8 protein-coding genes are annotated in these 12190 nt (G+C 68.8%); 7 read left to right on the top strand and 1 reads right to left on the bottom strand.

Annotation, left to right across the window (positions count from 1 at the left end; translation table 11 throughout):
- Positions 1-33: 33 nt before the first annotated feature.
- Positions 34-2760: a sugar-binding protein gene (locus ACLQ2T_RS08150; protein WP_425765370.1), complete on the bottom strand. Its 2727-nt coding sequence runs from the start codon at positions 2758-2760 to the stop codon at positions 34-36.
- Positions 2761-3283: 523 nt separating this feature from the next.
- Here ACLQ2T_RS08150 and ACLQ2T_RS08145 point away from each other — a divergent pair.
- The 7 genes from ACLQ2T_RS08145 (at position 3284) to ACLQ2T_RS08115 (ending at position 12028) form a co-directional block, all read left to right on the top strand.
- Positions 3284-4435, top strand: a complete 1152-nt coding sequence (locus tag ACLQ2T_RS08145; protein ID WP_425765369.1) for an ROK family transcriptional regulator — start codon at positions 3284-3286, stop codon at positions 4433-4435.
- Between the two features lie 301 nt (positions 4436-4736).
- Positions 4737-5795: an extracellular solute-binding protein gene (locus ACLQ2T_RS08140; RefSeq protein ID WP_425765368.1), complete on the top strand. Its 1059-nt coding sequence runs from the start codon at positions 4737-4739 to the stop codon at positions 5793-5795.
- A 64-nt stretch (positions 5796-5859) separates the two neighbouring features.
- The gene (locus tag ACLQ2T_RS08135) at positions 5860-6933 is read left to right on the top strand and encodes an ABC transporter ATP-binding protein (protein ID WP_425765367.1); all 1074 of its coding nucleotides are present in this window, start codon (positions 5860-5862) and stop codon (positions 6931-6933) included.
- A gap of 5 nt (positions 6934-6938) precedes the next feature.
- Complete coding sequence (locus ACLQ2T_RS08130) at positions 6939-8678, top strand: ABC transporter permease (protein ID WP_425765590.1); 1740 nt, start codon at positions 6939-6941, stop codon at positions 8676-8678.
- Positions 8666-9523, top strand: coding sequence for a creatininase family protein (locus ACLQ2T_RS08125; RefSeq protein ID WP_425765366.1), 858 nt, complete (start codon positions 8666-8668; stop codon positions 9521-9523). Before ACLQ2T_RS08130 ends, ACLQ2T_RS08125 begins: the two co-directional genes overlap by 13 nt.
- 46 nt (positions 9524-9569) lie before the next feature.
- Entirely contained in the window at positions 9570-11030 is a 1461-nt protein-coding gene (locus ACLQ2T_RS08120) for an argininosuccinate lyase (protein ID WP_425765365.1), read from the top strand.
- Positions 11031-11128: 98 nt separating this feature from the next.
- Positions 11129-12028: an ROK family protein gene (locus ACLQ2T_RS08115; RefSeq protein WP_425765364.1), complete on the top strand. Its 900-nt coding sequence runs from the start codon at positions 11129-11131 to the stop codon at positions 12026-12028.
- The last annotated feature ends 162 nt before the right edge of the window (positions 12029-12190 follow it).

Below are 12190 nucleotides of genomic sequence, written 5' to 3'. Positions count from 1 at the left end.
ACCGCATCAGGTCGACGCGGTGACCGGGTTCGGTCACTTCAGCTTGTGAGCGAGACCGAGTGTGGCGCCGTCGCGCTCGTACGAGACGAGCAGCGAGGAGCCGGCCGGCAGGGCGCCGTTGAGGGGCAGGACCAGGGTGCGGTCCTTGTTCAGCGAGACCTCGGTCTGCGCTACGACCCGCTCACCGTCCCAGATGAAGACCCGGGCCACGCCGGACTTCTTCACCTTCAACTCCACCGAGACCTTCGAGGAGGACTTGGTGACCTTCTTGATCTTGACGATCTTCTCGTCAAGAGCCGCGTAGCCACCCGGTGCCACCCCGTCCGAGGCGGACTGGAGGATGGTCTGCGGCGACTTGACGCTCTGCGCCGCGGTGTCGGGCATGATCGGAGCCTTCGGCGCCGACGGCCGCGCCGGCAGGCCCGGCAGGGTGGCGACACCCCAGCGCCACGCGTCGGCCCGTACGCCGCTCCAGGTCGACCAGCCGATCCGGGTCTGCGTGGACAGGTCCTGCGTGTCCGAGTCGTTGACCAGGATGTTCATGCCCATGTTGTTCGGGTCGATGGTGTCCGGCAGCACGCTGAACGGAACCTTGACCTCGATCTGGTACCCGGTGCCGGTGAGAACCGAGGCGACCTCGAGACCCGGTGCGGTCTCCGGGCCACCCTGGTGGTTGTCCCGCTCCCGGGCGAAGCACGGCGGGTTGCCGTTGGCCGGGTCGTTGGTGGCCGGGAAGAGCGCCACGTTGAACACCGTGGAGGTGTTCGCCGAGTTGCCCCGCGGGTCGATACCGAACTCGACGGCGTCGGCACGACGCGGACGCTTGCAGTCCTCCGGCAGCAGGAACCGGCCGAGCACGTCATCGGTGATGTTGAAGATGGCGTACAGGGCGTCGTCGGTGTGGGCGATCTGGGCGGTGCCGGAGATGTCCGCCGCCGTGGTGGCGGTACCCTCCCAGCGCGTCGAGATGTCGATGACCTCGCCGGTGTACTCGTGGCTGTGGCCGTGGCCGTCGACGGTCGGCGCGGTGGTGGCCTTCGGGATCACCGTGGTCGGCACCAGGTTGAAGGCACCCGGCTCGGTGGCGCTGCCACCGTTGTAGGTGGTCTCGATCTGGAGCCGGTACGCACCGTTGTCCGGCGCGCGGTTGGCGGTCGGCAGCGTGGCGTCGGTGTTGGTCACCGTGAAGGTCACCGAGCTGCGGGCACCGGGCTGGAGCCCGCTGTACGGCAGCTGCTGCGGGGTCGCCGAGAACCCGGCCGGCAGGTTCAGCCGGACGGTGCCGGACTGGACGGTGTCGCTGTGGTTGGCCAGGTCCACCCGGACGCTGCGGCTCTTACCGCTCGGGATGTTGAGCAGCGACTCGATGAGGGCGTCGAGCTGCTTGACGTTCTTCTGCTCGGTCCACGCCCGGAAGTCCGCGATCTCCTCCAGCGGCTCGAGGGTGCCCCGAACCGGAGCGGTCGCCTGCACCCGTCCACTGCTGGTGCCGCTACCGTCCTTGTTGCTGGTCATCGTCGCTTCGATCTTGAAGCGGGTACCCACCGGAAGCTGCGCGGGCGGGGTGACCGTGAAGCTCTTCACGACCTCCTTGCCCTTCTTGAGCGTGCCGACGTTGCCGTTGCCGCTGACCCGCCAGCCGGCCGGAACCTGGAGCGAGACCTTGGCACCCTTGATGTCCTGGGTGGCGTAGAGGACGGTGTCCACCTTGACGGACTTGCCGGCGAGCACCTCCCACTTCTCCGGACGCACGTGGATCTCGGTGCCGAGCGGCAGGCCACCCGGAGCACGGAGGGTGGCGCCCTGGAGCGCACCGGTGCCGGCGCCCACGTTCGGGTCCGGGTGCGGGGTGCGAGTGTCGATCAGGGTCAGCCGGTTGCAGCCGATGTTGTCCGGGTTGGTCGTCGGGAAGGAGCTGTTGCCCCAGCCCTGCGACACGTACTCCCGGCGGGCCCAGGTCGTGACCGTGTTCCACCGGTTGCCGTCGTGACGCGCCGACTCGTAACCCTGCCAGGTGCCGAAGATGACGTTGCTGGCCTCGGCCGGCGTGAAGCTGGTCTCGCAGGAGGGACCCAGGTTGCCGGAGCCGCTGCCACCGGTCTGGAAGATCCGGGAGACCCGCCAGGGCTCGAGGCCCTCCTTGGTGATCTGCTCCGGGAACTTCTTCGGGTCGGCCGCGGCGTAGAAGGCGTCCACCGCCAGCATCGCGGCTTCCTGGTGGTTACCGTGGTTGCCCTGGGTGGCCGAGGGGTTCATCGTCAGGATGATCTCGGGCTTGGTGGTCCGCAGCACCCGCACGATGCGGGACAGCGTCTCGTCGTAGCCCCAGACCTCGGCGGTCAGCGGAGCACTGGCGGTGTACCAGAAGTCGAGGGCGTCGAGGTTGTAGATGTGCTCGATGCCGGCGTAGGCGACGGCCTTGCGCTCCTCGGCCTCCCGGAGGATGCCGAGCTCCGGGCCCTCCTCGAAGCCGGTGGCGTTACCGCCACCCTCGCCACGAGTGGTGGTGATGACGCCGGCCTTCATACCGTGATACTCGTTCCAGTATCCCAGCATGCCGAGCTGGCCGGCCTCGTCATCGGGGTGCGCGCCGATGAACATGATGTCCAGGTCGACGGGCTTGTCGGACTTCTTGGACTGGCTCTTCGAAGGTGACGGGTGCTTGGGCGACGAGCCCTTGGGGTGAGCCTGTACCGGAGCGGCCAGGCCCAGCGAGAGCAGACCGCACATTGCGATCGTCGCCGTGGTGCGCCATCTCATGGGCATACCTCTTCGTAAGGGAGCGCGTGCTGCGTCTGGGACGGATGAAGGACCGGCCGAGGCCCCCTGACACGTGACTCGTGCCGGGCCCTGATGACAGACAGCTACCCACTGGAGACCGGTGCGGTCTCCTTAGGCGATGGTTCTGTTGTTGGGGGTGGGGTTGTGCGCACACACCGTCACGGCGTGAGCGGTGCGACGGTGGCGGGGGTAGCTCCACCGGAAGGCCTTCGGGCCGTAACGCTAGGAATCTTGCGCTCCGATAGTCAAGGGCTCCGCGCTACTTTCTTCCTTTTCCGAAGAAACGATGTGCCTGTTCAGGAGGCATCGACCATCGGTGCGGCTAGATCAAAAGCAACCTTTGCCCGACTTTGTGGTGATCAACTTCTCCGCTGGAGTCCCATGTGTGCCTTAGGCTCACCCTGGCGGGTGGAGATAGCTTGTCGATCTATCGTTTTGCCTGGTCGGAGCTGAGATCATCTCGTTACTTGACGGTCCACTTTTTTCTCAGTAGGAATTAATCGTGTCCGACAGAGCAGCAGCGACCAGCCCGGTCAGCCGTGAGCGGTCCCGAGAGATCAAGCGCCTCTCGGTGATCCTGGCCGCCCGGCAGGCGCGGCTGTTGTCCCGAGTGGACCTGGCGGAGATGACCGGCCTGCCGGCGGCCACGGTGACCGCGCTCGTGCGGGAGCTCATCGCCGAGGGCTATCTCATCGAGCGAGGACCAGGCACCCCCACCACCGGGCGACCTCGGGAGATGCTGGAGTTCAACCCGCGTGCCGAGCTCGTCGCCGCAGTCTCGCTCGAACCCCCCCGGATCAGTTGCGAGATCGCCGACAGCGAAGGGGCGCTCATCGCGCACCGCACCGCACGCTTCGGTGGCGACGTCGTCGAGACCGTCTGCGCCTTCGTCCTGGACCTGGTCGGCGACAACCTGCCCTCACTGCGTGGGGTGGCGATCGCGGTGCCGGGGGTCTCCACCAACGGTGCGGTACGCCTGGCCCCCTCCGTCGGGCTGGTCGAGGCGTGGCCTATCGGTGAGTCCGTCCAACAGCGACTCGGGGTGCCCGTCGTCGTCGACAACGACGTCAACCTCATGGCCGCCGGCGAATGCGTGGCCGGTGCCGGAGCCGACGTCGCCAACCTGCTGCTGATCCACGTCGCCGACGGCATCGGCGCCGGGCTGGTGCTCGACGGCAAGGTCCGTCGGGGCGCCAGCGGAGCCGCCGGCGAGGTGGGTTTCCTGCCCGTGGACGCCGCGCCGGTGCGCAGCTACAGCGGCGTCGGCGAGTTCGAGGCTCGCTGGTCGGTCAACGCCATCGCGGAGCGGTTGGTCGCGCTGAACCCGGGGCGACGACCGGAGTCGCCGGTACGGGAACTGATCGAACTGGCCGCCACCTCGAAGCCCGCCCGCGAGTACCTGGACGAGGTGCTCGACGCCTGGACGCGGCTCATCCTCTCCTGCGTCTGCGTGATCGATCCCGGGCTGGTGCTGCTCAGCGGTGCCGCCGCGGAGCTCGACGACGCCGCGCTCGAACAGATCCAGAGTCTTCTCGCCGCCAAGACCCCCGCACCCACCGAGGTGCGTCGGGCCACCCTCGGTGACCAGGCCGTACTGCACGGAGCGATCAGCTACGCGCTGTCGGCAGCGGTCCCTCTGCCCTCCCTGCCCTGACCAGAACACCGCCGACCACACCGTCCCTGCGCACCCTTCGAGAAACCACCACCCCGACCCTGCGAGAGCCACCACCGCCGTACCCGCCCCGCGACACCACCACCCCAGAGCACCGACACGCGTCCGCCCTTGCCGCCCCCGCCCCGGGGTGACAGCCGGCATCGGCGGTGCGTCACGACGTGTCCCGCTCCGGTCCCGTCCGCATCCCTCAACGCCCGAACCACCCTGTTTCCGGCAGAGTCCGATTTACAGCTGTCTATCGGAAACTTCCCATAGATTCCCCCGTCAAGTGGAGGTACCAATGAGACGTCCTTTGGCCATGGCCATCGCGATCGGCGCGATGCTGGCTGTCACCGCTGGTTGCGGTAGCAGCGACAACAACGAGGGCGAGGCCGGCGCGTCCGGTGCCCCGTCGGCCGAGAAGCTCGTCATCTACAGCGCCCGCGACAAGTCGGTCACCGACTACGTCGTCGAGCAGTTCACGACCAAGAACCCTGAGTACAAGGGCAAGGTCGAGGTGCTCAACATGGGTGCCCAGGAGGTGCTGGAGCGGGTCCGGGCCGAGAAGGCCAACCCGCAGGCCTCCGTCTGGTGGGGCGGCACCCAGCAGGGTCTGTCCGCCGGTGCCGCGGAGGATCTGCTGGCGCCGTGGCAGCCCACCTTCGCCGCCAAGATGGACGAGCGGTACAAGGACGCGCAGGGCCGTTGGTTCGGCGAGATCCTGCTGCCCGAGGTCATCATGTACAACAACAAGGCGCTGACCCCGCAGACCGCGCCGCAGGACTGGGACGACCTGATCGACCCGAAGTGGAAAGACAAGATCATCATCCGGGACGTGGCCGCCTCCGGCACCATGCGCTCGATCTACGCCTCGATGATCCAGCGGCTCTCGCCGGACGGCTCCAACCCGCAGCCTGGCTACGACTGGCTGCTCAAGCTCGACACCAACACCGTCGAGTACGCCGCCAACCCGGCCGACCTCTACCTGAAGATGTCGCGTGAGCAGGGCGTGGTGAGCGCCTGGAACCTGCAGGACATCCTGCTCCAGGCCAACGAGGGCATGCCGTTCGGCTACATCATGCCGACCGCTGGCGCTCCGGTGCTGGTCGACGGCGTGGCCGCGATCAAGGGCGGCAACACCGCCGGTGCGCAGAAGTTCCTGGAGTTCCTCTTCGACGACTCGCTGCGGGCCACCCTCGCCAAGGACTACTTCCAGATCCCCGCGGTGGAGATCGCCGAGAAGCCGGAGTGGCTGGCTCAGCTCGACCTCCGGCCGATGAACGTCGACTGGGACGTGATCGGCCAGAAGGAGACCGAGTGGATCACGCACTGGAACGCGGAGATCAAGGACAAGGGCTGAGTTGATCGGGGTCCGGGTCGTGCCCCCCGGCACGACCCGGCCTCGTCCTGGAAGGACCCCAGAAATGATCGATGTCCGGCTGACTGCCGTCAGCAAGCGCTTCGACAAGTCGAGCGATAGCGCGGCGGTCGACGAGGTCACCGTCACCATCGGCGCCGGCGAGTTCTTCACTCTGCTCGGACCCAGTGGCTGCGGCAAGACGACGACCCTGCGCATGGTGGCGGGCTTCTATTTTCCGACCTCCGGGCAGATCCACTTCGGCGACGACGACGTCACGCACTTGTCGCCGAACAAGCGGGACGCCGGCATGGTGTTCCAGAACTACGCGCTCTTTCCGCACATGACGGTGGCGCAGAATGTCGCGTACGGACTCAGGGTGCGCCGGGTCTCCCGGACCGAGCGGGACCGGAGGGTCTCCGAGGCCCTGGCCCAGGTGCACCTCGCCGGGTACGGTGGCCGGCGCATCGACGCCCTCTCCGGCGGCCAGCAGCAGCGGGTCGCCCTGGCCCGGGCCCTGGTCATCCGGCCCCGCACCCTGCTGCTCGACGAGCCACTGTCCAACCTGGATGCCAAGCTGCGCGAGGAAACCCGCACCGAGATCCGGCGCATCCAGCGGGAGAGCGGCAACACCGCCATCTACGTCACCCACGACCAGGCCGAGGCGATGGCCATGTCGGACCGGATAGCCGTCATGCAGTCCGGCAAGGTCCAGCAGGTCGGCTCCCCGCAGGAGATCTACTACCGGCCCGCCAACGCCTTCGTGGCCCGCTTCATCGGGCGCAGCAACGTGCTGAGCCTGCCGGTGGCCGGCGCTGCGGAGAACAAGGTCGAGGTGCGCCTGCCCAACGGCACGACCATCGAGGTCGGCGCCGCCCCGGGACACGGCCTCACCGAGGGCGACACCGCGCTGGTGTCGGTCCGTCCCGAGCACATCACCATCGCCGGTGGGGAGGACGAGTCCGCCCTGCGGGGTCGGGTCACCCATGTCGAGTTCACCGGAATGGCCACGAACCTGACCGTGGACAGCGACGGTACCGAGGTGATGGCAGCCGTCATCGACGCGCCGTCGAGCATCAACGTCGGTGACCTGGTGGGCCTGCGGCTCGTCCGGGAACGCCTCTGGGTGGTCAAGCCGTGACCGCAATGCCCGAAACCGCCCCGCCCCGGCTGGCCTGGCTGCGCCAGCGCCTGGCCGGCGGCACCAACTCGCAGTGGTTCCCCTACCTGCTCGTGCTGCCGCTGGTCCTGGTGCTCTACGGCTATGTCGTGCACCCGATGTTCGCCACCTTCTCGGAGAGTGTCAGCGAGAACGGCACCCGCAACTACCTCCAGTTCTTCACCTCCTCCGGGGTGGCCCGGGAGTCGCTGTTCACCTCCCTGTTCATCTCGGCGGCCAGCGTGCTGCTCTGCGGCATCGTCGGCGTGACGATGGCGTTCCTGCTCAAGCGGTTCAGCTTCCGCGGTCGCCGCCTCATCGAGGCGATCATCCTGGTGCCGGCCGCCCTGCCGCCGCTGATCGGCGCGGTGTCCTTCCAGCTGCTCTACAGCAACATCGGCATCCTGCCCCGTGGGCTGCAGGCCATCTTCGGCACCGAACGGCCGATCCTGGCCTTCGACGGGATCGCCGGGGTGCTCGTGGTGCACACCTTCACCATGTACCCCTTCTTCTACCTGGCCGCCGCCGCGGCGCTGGCCGGGATGGACCCCTCGGTCGAGGAGGCGGCGTACAACCTCGGCGCCGGGCGGGTACGGGTCTGGCGTACCGTCCTGCTGCCGATGCTCACCCCCGCGATGGTCTCGGCCTCCCTGCTGGTCTTCATGACCTCGCTGGCGTCCTACACCGCGCCTCTGCTGTTCAACGTCAGTCAGACCATGACGATGCAGATCTACATCAACCGCACCAACGGCGACCTGCCGATGGCCTCGGCGTACGCCTCCGTGCTGGGCATCGTCTCCATCATCTTCCTGCTGGCCATGCGCTGGTACGAGGGTCGGCGCAGCTACCAGTCGCAGTCGAAGGGCATCTCGGCGAACCGTCGGGAGCTGAACAACCCGATCGGCCGGTGGCTGGCCCCGATCGCCTCGGTGCTGGCCACGATGGTGCTGCTCGCCCCGGTCGCCACGATCGCCCTCGTGGCCTTCTCGGAGAACCGGACCTGGACCACCCAGGTGCTGCCGGAGACGTACACCCTGGACAACTTCGTCACCATCTTCTCCGACCCCAAGGCGTTCGAGCCGATCCTCAACTCGCTGCAGATGAGCCTGCTCGCCGCCGTCGGTTGTGTGGTGATCGGTGTGCTCGTCGCGTACGCCGTGCGGCGCCTGAAGTTCTTCGGCCGTGGGCTGCTCGACGTGGCGGTGATGATCGCCTGGGCGCTGCCCGGAACGGTCGTGGCGATCAACCTGATCTCGGCCTTCAGCACCGGCAACGCCTTCAGCTTCGGGCAGGTCCTGATCGGCACCTTCTGGATCCTGCCGCTGGCCTACTTCGTGCGGTTCCTGCCGATCGTGTTCCGGTCCAGCTCCGCCGCGCTGGCGCTGATCGACCCCTCGTTGGAGGAGGCCGCCCGTAACCTCGGCGCCTCCTGGCTGCGGGCCTTCTACACCATCACCGTACGACTGATGCTGCCCGGCGTGCTCGCCGGTGCCCTGCTGGCCTTCGTGCACGGTGTCGGCGAGTTCGTCGCCTCGGTGCTGATCTACACCTCCTCGACCGTGCCGATCTCGGTTGCCATCAACAACCGGATGTACTCGTTCGAACTCGGCACGGCTGCGGCCTACGGCATGCTCCAGGTGGCGCTGATCTTCGTGGTGATGTGGTTCTCCGGCCGGCTGGAGAGCAGCCGCACCGCCACCCGGAGGGCCGAGCAGTGGACGAACTGATCGAACGGTGGAAGGCCGAGGGCGGACTGCTGCCGATCACCCGGGTACCCGGCCACGCGTTGGCCGCAGTGGCCGAGGCAGCCGACCTGGCGGTGCTGCCGGTCGGTGCCGTCGAGTGGCATGGTCCGCACCTGCCGCTCGGCACCGACCTGCTGCTCGCCGAGGGGTTCGCCGGGGAACTGGCCACCGGCACGGCCCGCGCGGTGCTCTTTCCGGCCGCGCCGTACGCCGCCTGCCCCGGCCAGACCCGTCCCTGGCCGGGCACGGTGGCGCTGCGACCGGAGATCGCCGTGGGCTATCTCAGCGACGTGCTGGCCGGCATCGTGGAGTCGGGCTTCCCCCGGCTGCTCGTGGTCAACGGTCACGACGCCAACCTCTCCACCGTCCGCGCCGCGATGGAGTGGGTCTCCGGCCGACACCTGGCCAGCCTGCTGCTGGTCAACTGGTTCCAGTTGGTCGGCCCGGAGGAGACCGGCGAGATCTTCGGCGACCTGCCGGCCCGGGGACACGGCGGAGCGTACGAGAGTTCGGCCGTGCTCGCCTTCGACCCCGAGGCGGTGCACCTGGCCGCCACCCCGGACCTACCGCCGAAGCCGAAGCTGCCCACCCCCTACCCGTACGTGCTCATCGAGTCGCGGCCCGACCCCTGGCAGGGCTGGTCGGGTCATGTCTCGCTGGCCACGGAGGCGGCCGGGCAACGGATCCGGCACCTGGCCGGCGCGCGGCTGCGTGAGGTGATCGAGGCGTGGCTGGCGGCACCGTTACCCAGCCCGCCCGGGTCGGACCAGCCCGACTGGTCCGACCGACCCGACGGGACCGGGCGGTCGGACCAGGCCCTCGGATGACCCGCATGTCGGTTGCGCAGGACGACGGACCACTTGGGAGGCCACGATGACCCCTTCACTGACCACGTATCAACAGCACCACCTTCGCGTCGTGTTCGAGCATCACGTCGCCAACCTGTACCCGGCCATGGTCAAGGCCAGCCAGGCGCACGTCGTCATGCTCGCCGAGCAGGGGCTGATCCCCGCCGACTCCGCCGCGATGATGCTGCGTGGCCTGCTGGTGCTCGCCAAGGACCGGCCCGGTGATCTCGACTACGACGGCAGCGTCGAGGACGTCTACTACACGCTGGAGAAGCGCCTCGCCGCCGCCTGTGGGGTGGAGCCCGCCCAGCTCAGCGTGCAACTGGCTCGTAGCCGCAACGACCTCGACGCCGGGGTGTTCCGGATGGTGCTGCGGGATCAGCTGCTCCAGGTGCTCGACGCGGTGCTGGCCACCGGCCGGACCGTGCTGGACCGGGCCGACCGGCACGCCGACGTGGTGATCACCGGCTACACCCACCGTCGCCCGGCCCAGCCGACCAGCATCGGGCACGTCTTCGCCGGCTACGCCGAGGCGCTGGCCGGTGAGGGGGTCGCCTACGCCGACCTGCTGGACGAGATGAACCGCTCGCCCCTGGGTTCCTGCGCCTTCGCCGGCACCGACCTGGACATCTCGCCCCGCCGCCTGGCGGACCTGCTCGGCTTCGAGCAGCTCATCGTCAACTCCTACGAGGCGGTGGCCGGTGCGGACCACCTGGTGCGGGTGGCCACCCTCAACGCGCAGTCACTGGCCACCGGGGCCCGGCTGGCCCGTACCCTGATGGACTGGCTGACCTGGGGCTGGGTGGTCACCCCCGGCTCGTTCACCCAGGGCAGCAGCATCATGCCGCAGAAGCGCAATCCGGTCGTACTGGAGCATTTGGTCTCGATGGCCGGTGCCGCGGCGGCCGACGCCGCCAGCGTGCTCAACAACGTCGGCGCGGCCTGGTGGGAGGACTCCAACAACGCCACCACCGACGTGCAGGCCCGGCTCTGGGACAGCGACGACCGGGCGTACCGCTTCTTCTCCCTGCTCGGTGGGCTGATCGCGGAGCTCGATCCGCTGCGTCCGCCGACCAGCGAGGAGGTCGTCGCCGCGGGTGCCACCACGACGGCCGCCGCCGACGCGCTGGCCCGCCACGGCGTACCGTTCCGGGGCGCCCACTCCCTGCTGGGTCGGCTGGTACGCGCCGGTGCGCCGGCCACCTGGACCGTCGAGGAGGTCCGGAGGGCGGCGGTCGACCTCGGGCTGGCCGACCAACTCGACGAGGCCGCGATCGACGATCTGCTGGCCGCCGCCGTCCGCCCGGAATTCGTGCTGCGACGCGCCCAGGCGGACGGCCCCGGAGAGACCGCGGTGCGCCGGCAGGTGGCGCAGTTGCGCTCGATAATGGACGATGTGGCAGCCCGGGTGGACACCCTGCGGGACCGGCTGCACCGGGCCGATGCTGCGCTGGCCGAGGCGGTCGCCGCGAGGGTGAGCCCGTGACCGGTCAGCAGACGCAGCACGGTGCGACAGCGGCGGTTCTGCCGCCGCGAGCGCAGAAGTACCTGGACCGACGGCCCGAAGGGCGATCTGACAACACCATGGAACAACCGGCAAACCCGCGACTGCTCGGTATCGATTTCGGCGGCACGAAGATGGCGATCGGCGTGGGCGACGTCAACGGTCGGCTGCTCGTCTCCGAGCGACTGCCGACCAACGCCGAGCAGGGTGCGAAGCAGGCCCTCACCCGGGCCCTCGACCGGGCTCGGGAACTCGCCGACGGGACCGGTGGCACCCTGGTGGCAGCCGGCATCGCCTCCCCCGGGGTGGTGCACGACCACTCCATCGAGCTGGCGCCGAACGTCCCCGGGTGGGAGCAGTTGCGGCTGGCCGACGAGGTCCGGGCCCACCTGGGGGTGGCCTCCGTACGGGTGGCCAACGACCTCAACGCCGCCGCCTACGCCGAGCTGCGCCTGGGGGCCCTGCGGGGGGTCGATCCGGGTCTGGTGATAGGGCTGGGGACCGGCGTGGCCGCAGCGGTGACGGTCGGCGGCCAGGTGGTCGCCGGGTATCACGGCGCGGCCGGTGAGATCGCCTACGGCCTGACGGATCACAGTTGGCCCCCGGGCCTGGAGCCGATGCTGGAGAGCACCTTCTCCGGTCGGGCCCTGGACGAGTTGGCGCAGCGTCTGGGACTGACCGGCCAGGCCGCCGCCCTCTGCGCCGCCGCGGTGCAACCCGGCCGCTTCCGGGACGAGCTGCGCCAGCGGGTCGACGAGCTGGCCCGACACCTGGTCACCTGCTGTCTGCTGCTCGACCCGCACCGGATCGTGCTGGTCGGCAGCGTCGCCGGCAACGAGGTGGTCCGGGAGTTGCTCATCGCGCGGCTCAAGCACGCCCTGCCGTACCAGCCGGAGATCGTCCTGTCGGCCTTCGCGCAGGACGCCGCCCTACTCGGCTCCCTGGCCATGGCCGTGGACGCACTGCCGGCAACCGTCTAACCCCCGACCGAAACGGCGAACCGGCCCAAGCTGCCGCTTGGGCCGGTTCGCCGTTCAACCAACACCCAACCCCACCACGTGCACCCAGAGAGCCGCGTTGATCATGAGGTTAGCGGCACCTTGAAGATCAACCAGTGCCGCCAACCTCATGATCAACGATGA

This window comes from Micromonospora sp. DT229 (assembly GCF_049844505.1).
Taxonomy (GTDB): Bacteria; Actinomycetota; Actinomycetes; order Mycobacteriales; family Micromonosporaceae; genus Micromonospora.
Note: the sequence above shows the minus strand (reverse complement) of the source record. Positions and strands in the feature narration are given on the sequence as shown.

Excerpts from the sequence above, each read along its gene's own strand:
- ACLQ2T_RS08150 (WP_425765370.1), bottom strand. The coding sequence starts at position 2,760 with ATGAGATGGCGCACCACGGCGACGATCGCAATGTGCGGTCTGCTCTCG.
- ACLQ2T_RS08140 (WP_425765368.1), top strand. The coding sequence starts at position 4,737 with ATGAGACGTCCTTTGGCCATGGCCATCGCGATCGGCGCGATGCTGGCT.
- ACLQ2T_RS08135 (WP_425765367.1), top strand. The coding sequence starts at position 5,860 with ATGATCGATGTCCGGCTGACTGCCGTCAGCAAGCGCTTCGACAAGTCG.
- ACLQ2T_RS08130 (WP_425765590.1), top strand. The coding sequence starts at position 6,939 with ATGCCCGAAACCGCCCCGCCCCGGCTGGCCTGGCTGCGCCAGCGCCTG.
- ACLQ2T_RS08120 (WP_425765365.1), top strand. The coding sequence starts at position 9,570 with ATGACCCCTTCACTGACCACGTATCAACAGCACCACCTTCGCGTCGTG.
- ACLQ2T_RS08115 (WP_425765364.1), top strand. The coding sequence starts at position 11,129 with ATGGAACAACCGGCAAACCCGCGACTGCTCGGTATCGATTTCGGCGGC.